The 17,549-nt window shown below is 73.3% G+C and carries 18 protein-coding genes; 7 read left to right on the plus strand and 11 right to left on the minus strand.

Annotated features, from left to right (window positions below; translation table 11 throughout):
- The first annotated feature begins 3 nt into the window (after window positions 1–3).
- Window positions 4–1,929: a 2-succinyl-5-enolpyruvyl-6-hydroxy-3-cyclohexene-1-carboxylate synthase gene (gene menD, locus AC1DW8_RS11815; protein ID WP_478094185.1), complete on the plus strand. Its 1,926-nt coding sequence runs from the start codon at window positions 4–6 to the stop codon at window positions 1,927–1,929.
- 16 nt (window positions 1,930–1,945) lie between these two features.
- Here menD and AC1DW8_RS11820 read toward each other — a convergent pair whose 3' ends face one another.
- The 4 genes from AC1DW8_RS11820 to AC1DW8_RS11835 all read right to left on the minus strand — a co-directional run bounded on the left by AC1DW8_RS11820 (window position 1,946) and on the right by AC1DW8_RS11835 (window position 4,655).
- A complete protein-coding gene (locus tag AC1DW8_RS11820) occupies window positions 1,946–2,710 on the minus strand; it encodes a 3-keto-5-aminohexanoate cleavage protein (protein WP_478094187.1) in 765 nt (254 codons plus the stop codon).
- Window positions 2,707–3,711: an o-succinylbenzoate synthase gene (locus AC1DW8_RS11825; protein WP_478094189.1), complete on the minus strand. Its 1,005-nt coding sequence runs from the start codon at window positions 3,709–3,711 to the stop codon at window positions 2,707–2,709. Before AC1DW8_RS11825 ends, AC1DW8_RS11820 begins: the two co-directional genes overlap by 4 nt.
- A gap of 23 nt (window positions 3,712–3,734) precedes the next feature.
- Window positions 3,735–4,001 carry a hypothetical protein gene (locus tag AC1DW8_RS11830; RefSeq protein ID WP_478094191.1) on the minus strand — a complete coding sequence of 89 codons (267 nt, stop codon included), beginning with the start codon at window positions 3,999–4,001 and terminating at the stop codon, window positions 3,735–3,737.
- A gap of 135 nt (window positions 4,002–4,136) precedes the next feature.
- The gene (locus AC1DW8_RS11835) at window positions 4,137–4,655 is read right to left on the minus strand and encodes an NUDIX hydrolase (protein ID WP_478094193.1); all 519 of its coding nucleotides are present in this window, start codon (window positions 4,653–4,655) and stop codon (window positions 4,137–4,139) included.
- A gap of 35 nt (window positions 4,656–4,690) precedes the next feature.
- On the opposite strand from AC1DW8_RS11835, the gene AC1DW8_RS11840 reads away from it, so the two are divergent.
- Window positions 4,691–5,650 carry a 1,4-dihydroxy-2-naphthoyl-CoA synthase gene (locus tag AC1DW8_RS11840; RefSeq protein WP_056781566.1) on the plus strand — a complete coding sequence of 320 codons (960 nt, stop codon included), beginning with the start codon at window positions 4,691–4,693 and terminating at the stop codon, window positions 5,648–5,650.
- Between the two features lie 3 nt (window positions 5,651–5,653).
- Here AC1DW8_RS11840 and AC1DW8_RS11845 read toward each other — a convergent pair whose 3' ends face one another.
- The gene (locus AC1DW8_RS11845) at window positions 5,654–6,634 is read right to left on the minus strand and encodes an alpha/beta hydrolase (protein ID WP_478094195.1); all 981 of its coding nucleotides are present in this window, start codon (window positions 6,632–6,634) and stop codon (window positions 5,654–5,656) included.
- Between the two features lie 281 nt (window positions 6,635–6,915).
- Here AC1DW8_RS11845 and AC1DW8_RS11850 point away from each other — a divergent pair, with 281 nt between their 5' ends.
- The 5 genes from AC1DW8_RS11850 to AC1DW8_RS11870 all read left to right on the plus strand — a co-directional run bounded on the left by AC1DW8_RS11850 (window position 6,916) and on the right by AC1DW8_RS11870 (window position 12,217).
- The gene (locus AC1DW8_RS11850; RefSeq protein WP_056826390.1) at window positions 6,916–8,457 is read left to right on the plus strand and encodes an MFS transporter; all 1,542 of its coding nucleotides are present in this window, start codon (window positions 6,916–6,918) and stop codon (window positions 8,455–8,457) included.
- Window positions 8,457–9,641: an o-succinylbenzoate--CoA ligase gene (gene menE / locus AC1DW8_RS11855; RefSeq protein ID WP_056781571.1), complete on the plus strand. Its 1,185-nt coding sequence runs from the start codon at window positions 8,457–8,459 to the stop codon at window positions 9,639–9,641. The genes AC1DW8_RS11850 and menE overlap by 1 nt, the downstream gene beginning before the upstream one ends.
- 11 nt (window positions 9,642–9,652) lie before the next feature.
- Complete coding sequence (locus AC1DW8_RS11860; protein ID WP_056826394.1) at window positions 9,653–9,970, plus strand: PLD nuclease N-terminal domain-containing protein; 318 nt, start codon at window positions 9,653–9,655, stop codon at window positions 9,968–9,970.
- Window positions 9,971–9,989: 19 nt separating this feature from the next.
- The gene (locus AC1DW8_RS11865) at window positions 9,990–10,865 is read left to right on the plus strand and encodes a 1,4-dihydroxy-2-naphthoate polyprenyltransferase (protein ID WP_478094198.1); all 876 of its coding nucleotides are present in this window, start codon (window positions 9,990–9,992) and stop codon (window positions 10,863–10,865) included.
- Between the two features lie 128 nt (window positions 10,866–10,993).
- Window positions 10,994–12,217, plus strand: coding sequence for a flavin-containing monooxygenase (locus AC1DW8_RS11870; RefSeq protein WP_478094200.1), 1,224 nt, complete (start codon window positions 10,994–10,996; stop codon window positions 12,215–12,217).
- Between the two features lie 129 nt (window positions 12,218–12,346).
- Here AC1DW8_RS11870 and AC1DW8_RS11875 read toward each other — a convergent pair whose 3' ends face one another.
- The 6 genes from AC1DW8_RS11875 to AC1DW8_RS11900 are packed head-to-tail and all read right to left on the minus strand — an operon-like array spanning window position 12,347 to window position 17,479.
- The gene (locus AC1DW8_RS11875) at window positions 12,347–12,673 is read right to left on the minus strand and encodes a DUF4229 domain-containing protein (protein ID WP_056773450.1); all 327 of its coding nucleotides are present in this window, start codon (window positions 12,671–12,673) and stop codon (window positions 12,347–12,349) included.
- 12 nt (window positions 12,674–12,685) lie between these two features.
- The gene (ccsB, locus tag AC1DW8_RS11880; protein ID WP_056773453.1) at window positions 12,686–13,696 is read right to left on the minus strand and encodes a c-type cytochrome biogenesis protein CcsB; all 1,011 of its coding nucleotides are present in this window, start codon (window positions 13,694–13,696) and stop codon (window positions 12,686–12,688) included.
- Window positions 13,693–15,444, minus strand: a complete 1,752-nt coding sequence (gene resB, locus AC1DW8_RS11885; protein ID WP_478094202.1) for a cytochrome c biogenesis protein ResB — start codon at window positions 15,442–15,444, stop codon at window positions 13,693–13,695. Before resB ends, ccsB begins: the two co-directional genes overlap by 4 nt.
- A 1-nt stretch (window position 15,445) precedes the next feature.
- Window positions 15,446–16,189, minus strand: coding sequence for a cytochrome c biogenesis CcdA family protein (locus AC1DW8_RS11890; protein ID WP_056773456.1), 744 nt, complete (start codon window positions 16,187–16,189; stop codon window positions 15,446–15,448).
- A 7-nt stretch (window positions 16,190–16,196) separates the two neighbouring features.
- Entirely contained in the window at window positions 16,197–16,811 is a 615-nt protein-coding gene (locus AC1DW8_RS11895; RefSeq protein ID WP_056773459.1) for a TlpA family protein disulfide reductase, read from the minus strand.
- Window positions 16,811–17,479 carry a histidine phosphatase family protein gene (locus AC1DW8_RS11900; RefSeq protein ID WP_056773464.1) on the minus strand — a complete coding sequence of 223 codons (669 nt, stop codon included), beginning with the start codon at window positions 17,477–17,479 and terminating at the stop codon, window positions 16,811–16,813. The genes AC1DW8_RS11895 and AC1DW8_RS11900 overlap by 1 nt, the downstream gene beginning before the upstream one ends.
- Window positions 17,480–17,549 lie beyond the last annotated feature (70 nt).

A 17,549-nucleotide genomic window follows, 5' to 3' on the forward strand; every position in this document is an offset into this window, starting at 1 on the left:
ACGGTGACCGCTCGTCGGAGTGCGCCTGAGGTCGCGCTGCACGTGCTCCAGCAGCTGTGGCTCGGTGGGGTGCGCGACGTCGTGCTGGCCCCGGGGTCGCGATCGGCACCCTTCGCCCTCGCCCTCGACGCGGCCGACCGGGCCGGCGACCTGCGCCTGCACGTGCGCGTCGACGAGCGGTCCGCGGGCTTCCTCGCGCTCGGTCTCGCCACCGGGTCACGCCGACCGGTCGCCGTCGTCACGACGTCGGGCACGGCCGTCGGCAACCTGCTCCCGGCGGTCATGGAGGCGCACCACACGGGGCGCCGGCTGGTCGTCGTCAGTGCCGACCGGCCCGACCACCTGCGGGGCACGGGCGCCAACCAGACGACCGACCAGGCCGGCATCTTCGGCACCTTTGCGCCGTGCCACGACCTGACGGCGGCCACGCCCGACGACGAGCTGGCCGGCCTCGTGGCACAGGCGTGCTCGCGACCCGGACCGACCCAGCTCAACGTCCAGCTCGACGGTGACCTGCTGCCCTCGGACGCCGACCCAACGACGTGGTGGCAGCGCCCGGCCGAGGAGCCCTCTCCTCCCTCCCTCCCCACCTCGATCGACCACCACAACTCCGCCCCGGCGGACCTCGGACGCGACACCGGAGCCGAACCTCACGACAACTCCGCCCCGGCGGACCTCCGACGGGACACCGGAGCCGAACCCCACCACAACTCCGCCCCGGCGGACCTCCGACGCGACACCGGAGCCGATACCCACGACAAGTCCGCCCCGGCGGACGTTGCGCGCGCGGGCCGGGCCGGACGAGGCGCCGAGCCGTCGGTGTCGGTGCCGACCGACGGCGAGGTGCTGCCGCTCGGGCCGCGCACGGTCGTCGTCGCCGGTGACGACGCCGGACCAGCCGCACGCCTGCTCGCCGAGGCGGCGGGCTGGCCGCTCGTCGCGGAGCCCACCTCTGGGGCGCGCATCGGCCGGCAGGCCCTGCGCACCGGGCGGCTGCTGCTCACCACCGACCTGCGCGGGGACGTCGAGCGCGTCGTCGTCGTCGGCCACCCGACCCTGTCCCGCCCCGTCACGAGCCTCATCAGCGACCCGGGCCTCGAGGTCCTGTCCGTCCGAGGTCGTGCCGGCGTGGCCACCGACCCGGGCCGGGTGGCGCGCGTGCTCGACGTCGTGCCACGGGTCGAGGCCGCCGACGACCCGGCCTGGTTCGACGCCTGGCGTGGCGCCGACCAGCGACTCGGCGCCCTCATCGATGCGGGACTCGTTGCGCCCGAGGGAGATCCGTCACGAGCCCCCGGGGACGGCGGCCTGTCGCCACTCGCCGTCGCGGCTGTCGTGGGCGCCGCGGTCGCCGCCGACACGACGCTCGTCGTCGGCTCGTCGAACCCCGTCCGCGACCTCGACGTCATGGCCACACCGTGGACGCCGCTCGAGCACCGCTTCGTCGTCGGCAACCGTGGTCTCGCCGGCATCGACGGCATGGTCTCGACGGCCGTCGGCGTCGCCCTCGGTCGCCCACGAGCCGCGCGCAGCATCGCCTACCTCGGCGACCTGACCTTCCTCCACGACACGAACGGCCTGCTCACGGGTCGCGGTCAGCGGCGGCCCGACCTCACCTTCGTCGTGCTCAGCGACGACGGGGGCGCGATCTTCAGCACCCTCGAGCAGGGCGACCGCCGCTACGCGCGTGCCTTCGAACGCGTCTTCGCGACCCCGCACGGCACCGACCTCGAGGCCTTGTGCGCGGCGCACCACACGGCATACGAACGCGTCGACGACCTCGGCCGGCTTGCCGAGGCGCTCGCCGAGTCCCCTTCTGGCACCAGGGTCCTCGAGGTCCCCGTCTCGCGGGCCGACCGCCGGGCCGAGGCCGCCTGGCTGCGCGAGCTGGCTCAGCAGGTCGTGACCCACCGCGACGACCGCCGCTGACCGGACCGGCGTCGGGTCAGCCCGGGGCGTCGGGGACCGGCCACTGGGACGGCGTGCCCGGCTCGGACCGCACCGCTGCTGCGACGAGCTCGGCACTGTCACGCGCCGCCCGCCCGTCGGGCAGGTGGACGGTGTCCTCGAGGCCGATGCGCACGTCGTAGCCCGCAGCCTGCGCCCAGCGCAGCACCCGCCAGGTCCAGCGCCCCTCACCGTGCACGAGGACCGGCACCGGCGACATGCCGAGCGCCGCGAGGATGCGCTCGGCCGCCCACGGCCCGTCGGAGCCGGGCGTCACACCCGGGATGAGCTCGACGAGCACCCGCTCGACCTGCCAGGGCCAGTTCGTCCCCACGTAGCGGCTGGCCGCCATGGGCGTCCAGATCCCCGCCTCGACGCCGGATCCGTTGTCGCGCAGGGCTGCCGCGACGTCCACGGCGCCCTCCTCGTGCCAGTTCACGCTCGCGCAGTCCGGGCCGCCGAGGTCCGGCGACGGCCACTCCGACACGTGGGCGAGCTTGCGGCGGGCGCTGTCGACGATGCCGTCGCGCGTCGAGACGCTGATGCGGAGCCCCGGCGTCGCAGCCCGGATCGCGCTGACGGCGTCGACGACGTGCCGGGTCTCGAGCGTCTCGCGGCCGGACTCGTCACGCGGGTGCACGTGCACCATGACGGCACCCGCCGCCACGGCGTCGGCCGCGGCGCGGGCGAGCTCGTCGGGCGTCTGCGGCACCGTGCGGTGCTGGCCGCGGGTGCGGTCACCGTTGAGGCAGGCCTGGATCATCGGGGGCTCCCCTCGGCGAGCACGGTGTGGCAGCGCACGAGCCGGTCACGCCACCACTGTTGCCGGTCAGGCGGGGCCGCGAGGTCCGCGAGCGCGTCGGGGTCCGCCACGGCACGACCGACCCCCAGGAGACCGCCCGACGGACGCCACGGGTCCGCCGAGACGTCGCGCTCGAAGAGACCCACCGTGCCGAGACCGCACGCGTGGTCGAGCGACGGCAGCGCCGCGGCGAGGGCCACCCCCGCAGCGATGCCGACGCTCGTGTCGAGCGCCGACGACACGACGGCGGGCAGCCCGCACGCCTCGACGACACCGAGCGCCGACGCCACACCACCGAGGGGTGCGACCTTGACGACGACGAGGTCCGCGGCACCGAGCCGGGCCACACGGATCGGGTCCTCGGCCTTGCGGATCGACTCGTCGGCCGCGATGAGCACATCGATCCCGTTGCGTGCCAAGGCGGTTCGCAGCTCGACGAGGTCCTCGACGCTGGCACAGGGCTGCTCGGCGTACTCGAGGTCGTATGCCGTGAGCCGCCGCAGCGCCTCCGTGGCGGTCGCGACGTCCCACCCTCCGTTGGCATCGACCCGGATGCGCCCCGACGGACCCATCGCGGACCGGACTGCCGCGACCCGGTCGATGTCGTCGTCGAGCGTCTGGCCACGCTCGGCGACCTTCACCTTCGCCGTCGTGCACCCGTCGAAGCGCGCCAGGACCTCCGGCACCCGGTCGGGGCCGACGGCCGGCACGGTCGCGTTGACCCCCACGGCGTCGCGCACGGGAGCGGGCCACACGGCATACGCCGCCTCGAGGGCCGCGGACAGCCAGCGCGCGGACTCGCGATCGGCGTACTCGACGAAAGGGCTGAACTCACCCCAGCCCGAGGGCCCTTCGAGGAGCAGGGCCTCGCGCACGTCGACGCCGCGGAAGCGCACCCGCATCGGCAGGGCGACGACGTGGGCCCGGGCGAGGAGCTCGTCGGCAGGAGGCAGCGTCGTCATGCCTCCATCATCACCGACGGCGCTCAGCGGGCGGGGAAGGCCTCGTGCCGGTCCTGCGTCGGGTCGGGCTGCGCCGGGACCGGCTGCGTCGGGGCGTGGTCGTCGTGCGGGAGCCCGCGGTCGTGGGAGCGACGGGCCCGACTGCCACAGGCGTGGCCGCGGGTGCGGCCGGCGGCGTGAGGGAGCACCCAGAAGAGCCCGAAGAGCCACCAGAGGCCGTGACCGGACGCACCGAGCGCGACGGCGATGAGCACGACTCCGGCGATGATGAGGTTGCGTGGCGAGAACACGTCGGTCTCCTCCGTCCGCGGGACCGGTCGGCCCGCTACTCCCTCGACGGTAGGCCTGCGAAGCCCGGCGGACCCGGTCCCTCTGTCAGCGCCTCCCCCTGACAGATGTCACCTCCGCCGGCCGGGACGGGGCGCTCACTCGACTGGGGCGCGGCGCTCACTCGAGTGGGAGAGGGGGCCGAGGACGACGTCGCGCGGGTCGTCGACGGCCACGGCGATGCGGTCGCGGAAGACCTGGCGCATCTGCGGGAGGGCGTCGAGGGGGAAGAACCGCGCGTCGGTCGACTCGTCGTCACCCGGTCGGGGCTCGCCCGAGACCCAGCGGCAACGGAAGGTGTGGTCGAGGTACTGCCCGAGGTCGCCGTTGACGTGCGTCACGACGCCGCTCGCCGAGACCCAGACGAGCCGCTCGACCTCGGCGACGACGCACGCCTCCTCCTCGACCTCTCGGACGGCGGTGACGTGCGGGTCCTCGCCCGGGTCGACGATGCCGGTGACCGGCGTCCACGCGCCGTTGTCCGAGCGCTTGACGAGCAGCACCTCGTCGGCGCCGTCAGCGCCCGTGCGGAGCACGACCGCCGTGACCCCGGGCATCCAGAGCAGCTCCGTGCCGACCATGGTGCGCAGGTGGGAGACGTAGGGAGGGATCGGCATACGGCCGACCCTAACCCCGCCGATAGGGTCGGTCCGTGAGCAGCGAGCCGGGCCAGAGCGCCGTGTCCGAGACCTTCGACCCGAGTGAGTGGGCACCCGTCGAGGGCTTCGACCTGACCGACATCACCTACCACCGGCGCCGGCCCGTGGCCGGACGCCCGCACGCGGAGTCGGGGGTCGTGCGCATCGCCTTCGACCGGCCCGAGGTGCTCAACGCCTTCCGCCCGCACACCGTCGACGAGCTCTACCGCGCGCTCGACCACGCCCGCATGACGCCCGACGTCGGCGTCGTCCTGCTCACCGGCAACGGCCCGAGCCCCAAGGACGGCAAGTGGGCCTTCTGCTCGGGCGGCGACCAGCGCATCCGCGGGCGCTCCGGCTACCAGTACGCCGAGGGCGAGACGGCCGACACCGTCGACGCGGCCCGCACGAAGGCCCAGGGCGGGCGACTCCACATCCTCGAGGTGCAGCGGCTCATCCGCACCATGCCCAAGGTCGTCATCGCCGTCGTGAACGGCTGGGCGGCCGGCGGCGGGCACTCCCTCCACGTCGTGTGCGACCTGACGATCGCGAGCCGAGAGCAGGCCCGCTTCAAGCAGACCGACGCCGACGTCGGCTCGTTCGACGCCGGCTACGGCAGCGCCTACCTCGCCAAGATGGTCGGCCAGAAGTTCGCCCGCGAGATCTTCTTCCTCGGGCGCACCTACTCCGCCGAGGACATGCAGCGGATGGGCGCCGTCAACATCGTCGCCGACCACGCCGACCTCGAGCGCGAGGCCCTGCAGGTCGCGACGGAGATCATGGGCAAGAGCCCGCAGGCGCAGCGGATGCTCAAGTTCGCCTTCAACCTCACCGACGACGGGCTCATGGGCCAGCAGGTCTTCGCCGGCGAGGCGACGCGCCTGGCCTACATGACCGACGAGGCCGTGGAGGGCCGCGACCAGTTCCTCGAGAAGCGCGAGCCCGACTGGTCGCCCTTCCCCTGGTACTTCTGACGCTCAGAGCCCATCGACCAGGGCGACGGTGGCGGCCACGATCTGGCGCTGCGCCTCGGCCCGACTGACCGTCGGGGTGCCGTCCCCGGGCTGGTCGCCGTAGTCACCGAAGTAGGAGTGCACGGCCCCCGTGACTGCGGTGTATGCCGTGTCGCCGGGCAGGAGCGGCCGGCTGGCCGCGATGTCGGCGGGCGTCGTGAAGCCGTCGCGGGTGCCGCTCACCGAGGCGACGGCGAGGTCGGTGCGCTCGGCCATGGAGTCGACCGGATAGGACGCCCAGAGCGCGAGTCCCTTGACGACGCCGGGGTGGTCGTGGGCGAACCCGGCCGCGACGACGCCGCCGAGGCTGTGCCCGGCGATCGTCCACGACGTCACCTCGGGATGACGGTCGATGAAGGCGTGGGGCGCCGTCGTGGCAAGGAAGCCGATGCCGAACGGCTGCTTGACGATGAAGACGATGACGCCCTGCCGGCTCACCTCCGACAGCATCGGCACGTAGGCCCGCGGGTCGACGCGGGCGCCAGGCTGGAAGATCAGGCCGCGGGTCGGCGTGCCGCTCGTCGGCGCGATGACGATGTGGGCCGGCGCGTCCATGACGCGGACGTCGGCGCTGCCGGACATCGCGGCCACGGCCTCGGGGGTCGCCCCGAAGGGCCGTAGCCAGACGAGCGCCCCGAGCACGACGACCGTGACCAGGACCCCGGCCACCCGGCCGACGACACGGAGCACCGGTCGCGCGGTCCGACGTCGCGGGTCCGGCTCCGAGCGGTCCCGCACGAGGAGCACGACGCCGATGAGACCGCTCGCCGCGAGCGCGATGACCTGGGCCGGGTTGCCGGCCAGCAGGACGGAGTGGTCGAGCAGGAAGAGCACGAGCGGCACGACGAGCCAGAGGACCCCGAGCACGACGGTGAACCGCGCGCGAGGGCGCCGTCGGGCCCCGGCCCCGGTCCCCGCCAGTCCCTCGTCCGGCACGGTCGTCACGCCCTGAGGGTAACCACGCGGGAGGGCCCAGCGGCGGCGTGGACGCCGGCATTCCGGAGGACGGACGTCCCGGCCGCGGCGAAGCCGGTGTCGGTCGCCCGCCGGCCCGCGGGACAGGGCAGGATGTTGGAGTGGAACCGAGCGACGACCGCCGCGCCAGCCCTGGCCGTCGTGCGCCCGGTTCCGCGCCACGTGGTCGCGCCGCAGCAGGCGCCCCGCACGGGACCGACGGATCGGCCGCACCCCCTCCCGCTCCCCCTCCCGCACCCGAGACCCCGGACGTGCCCGAGGGCGGCCGGCCCGCGGACTTCCGCCAGCCACCGCGCACGACCGCGGCCAACGCGACGCGCGCCGTCGGGCGCGGGCTCGGACGGGCCGCCACCGGCACCGCTCGCCTGACCGCACGCTCGGGTCGCTTCGCTGCCGCCAAGGCGCATGCGTACACCCACTCCGGCGGAGCCGGCGAGAGCGGTCTGGCCCGGATGACCGAGCTGCACGCGAGCCACACCGCGGGCGACACGATCATGACGCTGGCCCTGGCCGGCACCCTCTTCTTCAACCCGCAGACGGCCCAGGCCCGCGGCGACGTCGCGACGTTCCTGCTGCTGACGATGGTGCCCTTCGTCCTCGTCGCGCCGCTCATCGGGCCGCTCCTCGACCGCTTCTCGCACGGCCGGCGCTGGGCCATCGGCACGACGCTCGCCGTGCGGGCCTTCCTCTGCTGGGTGCTCGCCGAGGCCATCACCCACGACAGCAGCTGGCTCTTCCCCGCCGCGCTCGGGTGCCTCGTCGCCTCCCGGGCCTACACCATCACGCGCGCGGCAGCCGTCCCGCGGCTCCTGCCGCCGGGCACGACCCTCGTCAAGGCGAACTCCCGGGTCTCGATGGCCGGAGTCGTCGGCGCGGTCATCGGGGGCGCCCTGGGCGGGGTGGCGATGCTCGCCGGACCGTCCTGGGCCCTCCGCGTCGGCTTCGTCGTCTTCGTCGTCGCCACCGTCCAGGCGATCCGCCTCCCGGCGCGTGTCGACAGCTCGCTCGGCGAGGTCTCCATCGAGGACACGACCCCGATCCCGGTACGAGGCGCGCACGACGACGCGAGCGCACCCGGGGCCGGCTCGCTCCGCGGCACCCGGCGCGGCTGGGGCGACGACCCGGCCCGGCGGCATACGCCCTCGGACGGCGACGCGCTCACCGTCGACTCGCTGGGCCCCCTCGGCCGCTTCCGCCGGCGCAAGCAGGCGATCCCCTGGCCGGTGATGCACGCCATGTGGTCGACGGGTGGCACCCGGGTGCTCACCGGCTTCCTCATCCTCTTCATGGCGTTCCTCGCGAAGGAGCACCCCATCGACGGCATCCGCGGCGAGCTCGTCCTCGCGTTCATCGCGGTCGCCATCGGGGTCGGCAACGGCATGGGCAGCGTCGTCGGCAACGTCGTGCGCGACCAGCGGCCCGAGCGCATCGCCATGGTGTCGGTCCTCGCCGCGACGGTCTGCTGCGTCGCGACGGGCATCTGGTACGGCGTGTGGACGCTCGTCGTGCTCGGCTTCGTCCAGGGCATGTCGGCGCAGCTGTCCAAGCTGGGCTTCGACGCGCTCGTGCAGCGGGAGGTGCCCGAGAACGTCCGCACGTCGGTCTTCGCCTGGTCCGAGACGATGCTCCAGGTGCTGTGGGTCGTCGGCGGCACCCTCGGCATCGTGCTCCCGCTCAACCCCTACGTCGGCTTCCCCGTCTGCGCGGTCGCGCTCGTCTGGACCGTCGCCATGGCCGCGCGCCAGCGCCGGCGCGCCGCCCCCACCGCACCCCCGAGAGCGAGACGTGCCTGATGGCCGCGCCGTCCCCCCGCCCGCTGGCGGTCCCCGCCGGACCCGCCGTCCTCGGCGTCCTGCCTGCCCTCGAGGCGGCCCTGACCGGCCGCTCCCCCGTGCTGCCGTATGCCGCCGACACCCCGCCGCCGACCGTGCCGTCCCACGACCCGGCCGAGCTCCCCGACGGTCTCGCGGTCGCGATCGGCACGTCGGGCTCGACCGGCCGGCCCAAGCGCGCGCTGCTGACGGCGGACGCCCTCGAGCGGTCGGCGTGGGCCACCCACCAGGTGCTCGGCGGCAGTGGCGCGTGGCTGCTCGCCATGCCGGCCCACCACGTGGCGGGGCTCCAGGTCCTGCTCCGGTCGCTCGCCTCGGGCGTGACGCCAGAGGTGCTCGACCTGCGCGACGGCTTCTCGGTCGCGGGCTTCGCGGAGGCCGCGGCCCTGGTGCGGCCCACGAGCGCGGCACCCCGGCGCTACACCGCGCTCGTGCCGACGCAGCTGTCCCGTCTCGTCGACGACCCCGTCGGGCTCGACGCCCTGCGCACCTTCGACGGGGTGCTCGTCGGCGGCGCGGCCACGCCGCCCGCCCTCGTCGAGCGCTGCCGCTCGCTGGGCGTCGCGCTGAGCCTGACGTACGGCATGAGCGAGACGGCCGGCGGCTGCGTCTACGACGGCATCCCGCTGCCCGTCAGCAGGGTCCACGTCGACAACGACCGGCACGTCGTGCTCGGCGGCGACACCGTCGCACACGGCTACCTCGGCGAGGCGCGCCTCAGCCGCGACGCCTTCGCCGTCGACCCCGACGGCGTGCGGTGGTTCCGCACCGACGACCTCGGCCACTTCGACGACGACGGTCTGCTCGTCATCGACGGCCGCGCCGACGACGTCATCAACACCGGGGGCCTCAAGATCAACCCCGGAGTCGTCGAGGACGCCATGACCCGGCACCTCGACGACGTGCTCGACGTCGTCGTGCTCGGCCTCCCCGACCCCGAGTGGGGCGAGGCCGTCTGTGCCGCAGTGACGCTCGTCGACCCGACCGGCCACCTGACGACGCGCGCCGTCCGCGAGAGGCTGCGCGGCATCCTCCCCGACGCGGCGCTGCCGCGCCGGGTCCTCGTGCTCGCCGAGATCCCTCAGCGCGGGCCCGGCAAACCCGATCGGGCCGCCATCCGACGCGCCGTGCAGGGCCTCGGCTGAGCGGTGGCAAGATGGGGGTGTCCCACCCGTCGCCGAAGGAGGTCGCCGTGCTGCGCGTCGTGCTGATCGCCCTCGTCGTCTTCGCCACGATCTACGCGCTGGTCGACTGCCTCCAGACCGATCGTCGGCTCGTGCGGATCATGCCCAAGACCGTCTGGCTGATCGCGGTGCTCGTGCCCGTGCTCGGCCCGGTCTTCTGGCTCGTCGCCGGGCGCAGCGACGCCCGGGGCGGCCCCGGTCCCGCGTCGCGCGGGCCCGGCCGCCGGCCGCCCGGGCCCCGAGGCCCGATGGGCCCCGACGACGACCCCGACTTCCTCCGCAAGCTGTAGAAGGACCCTCCGGAACTCCATGGCCACCCTGTCCCAGTGGATCGAGGGCGCTCGCCCCCGCACGCTGCCCGCCGCCGTCTCGCCCATCCTCGTCGGCACTGGTGCCGCCTACCAGACCGGTCACGTCGTCTGGGCGTACGCCGTCCTCGCCCTCGTCGTCGCCCTGGCCCTGCAGGTCGGGGTCAACTTCGCCAACGACTACTCCGACGGCATCCGCGGCACCGATGAGGTGCGCGTCGGGCCGGTGCGGCTCGTGGGCCAGCGGCTCGCCGCACCCCGCTCGGTCAAGATCGCGGCCTTCGCGTGCTTCTTCTTCGCCGCGCTCATGGGACTCGCGCTCGTCGGGCTGTCGGAGCTGTGGATCATGATCCCGATCGGCGCGGCCGCCATCGTCGCGGCCTGGTACTACACCGGCGGCACGCGGCCCTACGGCTATCTCGGCCTCGGCGAGGTCTTCGTCTTCGTCTTCTTCGGGCTCGTCGCGACCCTCGGCACCATGGCGACGATGACGCCGCCCACCGCCGCCGGCTGGTGGGGCGCCATCGGCGTCGGGTCGCTCGCCTCGGCGATCCTCGTCGCCAACAACCTGCGCGACATCCCGACCGACCGCGAGCACGGCAAGCGCACGCTCGCCGTGCGGATGGGCGAGTCAGGGACCCGGGCCTTCTACGTCGCGCTGATCGCCGTCGCCTTCGTCATGACGGGCCTCGCCTCGCTCACCTCGCCGTGGGCCATGCTCGCGCTCCTCGCGGCGCCGCTCGTCGTGCGGCCGATGCAGGCCGTCGTCGGGCGCGCCACGGGGCCCGGCCTCATCCCGGCCCTGGCCGGCACGGGGCAGTTCCAGCTCGCCTGGTCGCTGCTGCTCGCCGTCGGCCTGGCGCTCGGCCGCGTCTGAGCCGGTGAACCGCCCAGCCGCTGAGCCGCTGCGCCGCAGCGGGTCGAGGTGATCCCTCGCGACCGGGCGCGACGGCATACCTCGGCATTCGGCTGACGGGAGCCACGTCCCGGTGCCACCGTGGACGCGTGTCCGAGGAGATCGACGTCGTCGTCATCGGGGCCGGGCAGGCGGGCCTCGCGACGAGCCACGAGCTCGACCAGCGCGGCGTCGAGCACGTCGTCCTCGAGGCGAGCGTGCCCGGGTCGTCGTGGCTCGGCCGGTGGGACAGCTTCACCCTCGTCGGCCCCAACCACACCGTCCGCCTGCCGGGCGCCGCCTATGCCGGCGACGACCCCGGCGGCTTCATGACCCGCACGGAGGTGGCCGGGCACCTGCAGGCGTATGCCGGCCGGCTCGGTCGGGTGCGCGAGGGGGTCCCCGTGCACGGGCTCTGGAGACGCGACGGCGCGTTCGAGCTGCGCACCGACGACGACACGATCCGCAGCCGCATCGTCGTCGTGGCGACGGGCGCCTACCAGCAGCCACTCCGACCGGCAGCGGTCGCCGGTCTCTCGCCGGACGTGCCGTGCATCGACGTGCTCGGCTACCGGAACCCGGGCGCGCTGCCCGACGGCGCGGTGCTCGTCGTGGGCAGCGGACAGAGCGCGTGCCAGATCGCCGAGGAGCTCGCGCTGTCGGGGCGGGACGTCGTCATGGCGTGCGGCAGGGCGCCGTGGTTCCTGCGGCGGGTCGGCGGCCGCGACCTCTTCGAGTGGCTGATGGACTCGAGCTTCTACGAGCAGACGCCCGACCAGCTACCGAGCCCTGCGGCGCGGCACGGCGCCAACGTCCAGGCGAGCGGCGCCGGCGGCGGTCACGACCTGCACTACCGGACGCTCGCCGCGCTCGGCGTGCGCCTCGTGGGACACCTCGTCGACATCGACGGCCACACGGCGCGCTTCGCGCCCGACCTGCCCGAGGTCATCGCCGCCGGCGACGCCGGGTTCGGGTTCGTGCGCGACACCATCGTCGCCGGGTGCCGGGAGCGCGGGATGCCGGCACCCGAGATCCCCGAGCCGGGCCCTCTCGACACGTCGGCGCCCACCGAGCTCGACCTGCGGGGCTTCGGAGCGGTCGTCGTGGCCACGGGCTTCCGGTCGCGCTACACCGAGTGGGTCGACGTCCCCGGGCTCGTCGACGAGCAGGGGTTCCCCGTGCACGTCGACGGCGAGAGCGTCGTGGCGCCCGACCTGCACTTCGTCGGCGTCCACTTCCTGCGCCGGCGCCGCTCGTCCCTGCTCTTCGGCGTCGGGGACGACGCCACGGCCACGGCCACCCGCATCGCCACCCGCTTCGGCCTCCCCACCTGACCCACCCCGCCCACTCGAGTGAGCGCCCCGTCCCACTCGACTGAGCGCTCCGTCACACGATCGTGGGACCGGTGTGACGGCGTACTCACTCGACTGTGGTTGGGCGCTCACTCGAGTGGATGTCGGCGCTCAGCGGTCGGCGTTGCGGGGGTCCTCGGTGGCCGCGGCACCCGTGGTGTCGGCGTCGCGGAGCGGGCGCTCGTCCTCGAGGTCCTCGGCGAACTCGTCGCTCGTCGGGTCGACCGCGTGCTTCGCCTCGAGCTTGGCCTCGTGGCGCTCGACGAGCTTGGCCGTGATCTCGTCGCGCATGCCGCGCAGCAGGATGTAGGACGCGGCCGCCGAGGCGATCGCCGAGGCACCGAGCAGGAGCACGGGGTTGTTGCGCAGGCCGATGAGCCAGAAGAGGAAGAGGAACCCGAAGAAGATGAGGATGCGGAGCAGGGAGTAACGGACCATGTCAGATCACCGTCACATGCCCGAGTAGTTGTGCATGCCCACGAAGGTCGAGACGAGGTTGACCAGCGTGAAGTTGATGATGACGGCGACGTAGCCCGCGAGCGCGATGTACATCGACTTGCGGTGGTCGACGCCGGCCGTCGCGCGGCCGTGCATGTAGGCGGCGTAGACCGTCCAGATGACGAAGGTCCAGACCTCCTTGGGGTCCCACTGCCAGTAGGCGCCCCAGGCCTGCTTGGCCCAGATGGCTCCCGCGATGAGCGTGAACGTCCAGAGGATGAAGGCCACCATGTTGAGGCTGTATGCCGTCCGCTCGAGCGAGGCGGACGACGGCAGCGACTCGATGAAGTTCGGCTTGGCCGGCGGCTTCTCCTCACGGCGCAGGCGCACGAGGTAGAGCAGGCCGACCGCGAAGGCCAGCGTGAAGAAGGCGACGGCGAGGAAGGCCACGGAGACGTGGATGCCGAGCCAGTAGGACTTGAGGGCCGGCATGAGCTCGCCGGCCTCGGTGTAGAGCACCGTCAGGGCGAGACCGAGGACGAGGAGGATGGGCGTGACGATGAAGACGCCGAGCCACTGCCAGTTGTTGCGCTTGGCGAGCACGCTGTAGGCGGCACCGACCGCCGCCGTGGCGGCCGTCGCGAACTCGAACATGTTGCCCCACGGCGGGCGGCCCACGGCGAGGCCGCGCATGAGCACCGACGCGACGAGCAGCGCCGACGCGAGGTAGGTGAGCATCAGGGCGATGCTGCCCCGCTGGCGGCTCTTGAGGCTCTCCTCGAAACCCGGCCCGGCAGCGTACGGCGTTGCCGGACGTCGCTCGGCCGGGGTCGGGGCGCCGGCACCGACGAGGACGCCCTCGCGCTCGTTGGCGGCGACCTCGGCACGGGACTCGGCGACGGCCTTCGAGTCGGCCACCTTCGGTGCTCGCGCGGCCAGGTGCCAGGTGAAGGCGAGCATGGCGAGCGTGTAGACGATCATCGACGCGTAGAGCGCGGCGTTGGCGTTGGCTGCGAGGTTCACGAGCGGTCGGTCCGTTCTGCAAGGCGGTCGTGCACGCCGGTCGTGATCGCGGAGACGATCGCGGCGAGCCCGGGGTCGGAGTCCTTCGAGAGGCCACCGATGGTGACCACGGTAGCCGGTCGCCCGTCGGCGCCGGCAGGGCTGTCGAGCGTGCCGCCGTCGGGGCCGTCGCCCGTGGTGGCGGGGGCCGGCCGCACGCGGACGAAGACGCGGCGGCGCTTGATCGTGAGCCCGAGGATCAGGCCGAGCGTCGCGAGGATCGCGCAGACGAGGCTGATCGGGGCGCCGGGGTCGGTGCGCACGGACAGGCCGGCGAAGCGCTTGACGCTGTCGAAGGTGATCGAGCCGCGGTCGCCCGGGAGCTGGTAGGTCTGGCCGGGCTTGAGGCGGATCAGCGCGGGCGAGCCGTCGGCCTTGGTGACCTGCTTCATCTCGTCGGTGTTGAGCGTGTAGACCGACTGCGGCGCGCCACCCGGGAAGAGGTTTCCCTCCCAGACCGAGAGCGCCACCTCGGGGTTGTTGGTGTCGGGGAAGATCGACACCGGCCCGTTGGTGAAGCTCGGCTCGGCGGTCGGCAGGAAGAAGCCGGTGAAGCCGAGCTGCTTCGGCGAGGCCGACGGCACCTTGATGACGCCGACCGAGCGGTAGTTGCCGTCCTGCGGCAGGAACGGCGTCGCCTCGCGGTAGAGCACGGAGCCCTTGGCGTCCTTGACCGTGATGACGGGCGTGTAGCCGTTGCCGAGCAGGAAGATGTCGGCGCCGTCGACGGTGATCGGGTGGTTGACCGAGACGTTCTCGCTGCTCTTCGGGGCGCCGGGCGAGCTCTGCAGCGTCGTCTGCGCGTCGAAGAGGCGCGGCGTGCCGAACGAGCGGCCGGGCGTCTCGTTGAACTCGACGTGGAGCTTGTCGAGCGAGAGGACGAAGGGCGGCAGCGTCTCGGTGTCGACCCACGGGCCGGGCGAGATCGTGTTGTAGGTGCCCGCGGACGACGCGAACTTGTCGCCCTCGGCGAGGATGATGTCGCCGCGCCAGCCGAGCAGGTGGCCGACCGCCATGCCGATGATGATGCCGGTCAGGGCCAGGTGGAAGAGCAGGTTGCCGGTCTCGCGGAGGTAGCCGGACTCGGCGGAGACGCTCGTCGCGTCGTGCGAGTGCAGCCGGAACCGCTTGCGCTTCAACACGGCCCGCGCGGCCGAAAGCGCCTCGTCGGGCGAGAGGGTCGTCGTGATCTCGGCGTGCTCGTCGAGACGCTTGAGCCGGGCGGGGGCGCGCGGCGGCCGCGAGCGCAGGGCCGACAGGTGCACCTTCGTGCGCGGCACGATGCAGCCGACGAGGGAGACGAAGAGCAGCAGGTAGATCGCCGAGAACCACGGCGACGCGTAGACGTCGAAGAAGCCGAGCTTGTCGAGCCACGGCGAGCTCGTCGGGTTCTGGGCGATGTAGTCGGCGACCCGGCCGGCGTCGATGTTGCGTTGCGGGAAGATCGAGCCCGGGACGGCGGCGATGGAGAGCAGCAGGAGCAGGAAGAGCGCCGTGCGCATGCTCGTCAGCTGGCGCCAGCCCCAGCGGAGCATCCCGATCGCGCCGAGGGTGGGAAGCGTCGGCTCCTGGCGGTCGGGACGCATCCCCGTGCGTATGCCGTCGCTGGGCGTCGCGCCGGCCGTGGCCTTCCGGGTTGCGGCCGCGTCGACGGACGTGTCGGCCGTGGCGGTGGCCTCGCCGGTGGCGGGGTCGGTGTCGGTGCTCATGTCAGATCGCCACCCGGAAGCCGTTGACGAGCCGCACCTGGAGCCAGACGATGACGTCCTCCCAGACCCCGGTCAGCATGAGCAGGCCCACGGCGACGAGGAGCAGGCCGCCGACGTTCTGGAGGGCGCGGCGGTGCCGACGCAGCCAGTCGCTCGCCGTGCCGGCGCGCTCCCACAGCGCCGCCATGAGCACGAACGGCAGACCCAGCCCGATCGAGTAGACGGCGGCGAGCGCGAGGCCGCGTCCGATCGAGCCGGACTCGGCCGAGATCGGAGCAGCCATGGCCTGGATGGCCCCGAGCGTCGGGCCCATGCACGGCGACCAGCCGATGGCGAAGGCGGCGCCGAGCAACGGTGCCCCCGCGAGTCCGGCACGCGGTCGCCAGCTCACCGGGGCGGCATACGAGCGGCCGAGCCCGAGGAAGAGCAGACCCATGAGCAGGACCACGGCACCGCCGACGCGCAGCAGCGCGCTCTGGTGCTCGCGGAAGGCGAGGCCGACGGCAGAAACGGCAGCGGCCGCGATGAGGAAGACGACCGTGAAGCCGAGGACGAAGAGCAGCGCCCCGACGACGAGCCGTCCGCGCGACCGCTTCTCCAGCGACACGTCGGACAGACCGGTGACGTAGCCGAGGAAGCCGGGCACGAGGGGCAGCACGCACGGTGAGGCGAACGAGACGAACCCGGCCACGAGGGCGACGAGCCCCGCGGCGAGGAGTGACCCGGAGGCGAGCTCGGTACCCACGAGGACCTCAGGCCTTCTCGGCGAGGACGTCGTCGATGAGGCCGAGCAGGGTCGTCGTCGAGACAGGACCGGAGACACGCGCCGCGATGCGGGCCCGGTGGTCGAGCACGAGCGTCGTCGGGGTGGCGGAGGCCTTGCCCTGGAGGGAGAGGATCGGGACGCCGCCGTCGTAGGCCAGCGACGGGTAGGTCACCTTGTTGGCGGTCTGGAAGGCGAGCCCGGTCTCGGGGCCCTCGAGCTTGTCGAGGCCGATGAACTCGACCTTCTTGCCCTTCGACTGCACGGTCTCCCAGGCCTTCTGCAGCGCGGGCGTCTCCTCGATGCAGGGTGGGCACCACGAGCCCCAGACGTTGACGACGAGGACCGTGCCGGCGCGCTCGGCGCTGCTCCACGGCTTGCCCTCGAGGGTCGTGCCGTCGAGCTTCACCGGCTCGCCGCGGTCGGTGGCGGGCAGCTGCTCGATGGAGCCGTCGCCGGCGACGTAGCCCTTGCGGTCACCCGAGCGGGCTTGGTCCGCAACGGAGTTCGGGTCGGACGAGCAGGCGGCCGCGAACGTCACGAGGCCCCCGGCCATGGCCACGGCGCCCCACCGCAGTGCGGTGCGTCGGTCGAGGTGGTCCATCAGGCGCCCACGCTCTTGCTCGCCCTCGCGAGCAGCTCGGCGGCCGGCTCGGAGTACGTGATCGAGGCGAGCTCGTCGCCCCGGTAGGTCAGCGACGTCAGCGAGGCGAGCGTGCACTCGCGCTTGCGCGGGTCGTGCCAGAGGCGCCGTCCCTCGAGCTTGTTGCGCACGGTCCAGACCGGCAGCTGGTGGCTCACGACGACGGCCTCGTGTCCGCGGGCGGCGTCGCGCGCGTCGGCGACGGCCGCGAGCATGCGGGTCGCGATGTCCTCGTAGGGCTCGCCCCAGGAGGGCTTCGTGATGTCGCGGAAGAGGTGCCAGTTGCGCGGGTGGAGCAGGTCCTTGGGGCTGACCGACCGGCCCTCGAACTGGTTCTCGGACTCGATGACGCGTGTGTCGGTGGCGATCTCGACGTCGTGGTCGACCGCGATGGGGGCCGCGGTCTCCTGGGCGCGTTCGAGCGGTGAGGCGACGACGTGGGTGATGTCGTTGGCTCGGAGGTGGGCCGCGACGAGACACGCCATCTCCCGGCCGAGATCGGAGAGGTGGAAGCCGTCGAGGCGCCCGTAGAGCACGCCGTCGGGGTTGTGGACCTCACCGTGTCGCATGAGGTGCACGACCGTGAGGTCGTCGGCGCCCGGCGCCACCCCGCTCGTGCTCTCACCCATGGGCGACAGTCTCTCAAACGTCGTGCTCAGGACCGAATCCGCATCCGAGCCTGTGCACCCCCTGTGACGT

The organism is Terrabacter sp. P2_E3 (assembly GCF_056403915.1).

Bases quoted from the DNA above. Each gene is read 5' to 3' on its own strand.
- AC1DW8_RS11875 (WP_056773450.1), bottom strand. From the start codon at position 12,673: ATGGTCCGTTACTCCCTGCTCCGCATCCTCATCTTCTTCGGGTTCCTC.
- AC1DW8_RS11900 (WP_056773464.1), bottom strand. From the start codon at position 17,479: ATGGGTGAGAGCACGAGCGGGGTGGCGCCGGGCGCCGACGACCTCACG.
- resB (WP_478094202.1), bottom strand. From the start codon at position 15,444: ATGAGCACCGACACCGACCCCGCCACCGGCGAGGCCACCGCCACGGCC.
- menE (WP_056781571.1), top strand. From the start codon at position 8,457: ATGGCCGCGCCGTCCCCCCGCCCGCTGGCGGTCCCCGCCGGACCCGCC.
- AC1DW8_RS11820 (WP_478094187.1), bottom strand. From the start codon at position 2,710: ATGATCCAGGCCTGCCTCAACGGTGACCGCACCCGCGGCCAGCACCGC.
- AC1DW8_RS11860 (WP_056826394.1), top strand. From the start codon at position 9,653: ATGGGGGTGTCCCACCCGTCGCCGAAGGAGGTCGCCGTGCTGCGCGTC.
- AC1DW8_RS11835 (WP_478094193.1), bottom strand. From the start codon at position 4,655: ATGCCGATCCCTCCCTACGTCTCCCACCTGCGCACCATGGTCGGCACG.
- AC1DW8_RS11895 (WP_056773459.1), bottom strand. From the start codon at position 16,811: ATGGACCACCTCGACCGACGCACCGCACTGCGGTGGGGCGCCGTGGCC.
- AC1DW8_RS11865 (WP_478094198.1), top strand. From the start codon at position 9,990: ATGGCCACCCTGTCCCAGTGGATCGAGGGCGCTCGCCCCCGCACGCTG.
- AC1DW8_RS11825 (WP_478094189.1), bottom strand. From the start codon at position 3,711: ATGACGACGCTGCCTCCTGCCGACGAGCTCCTCGCCCGGGCCCACGTC.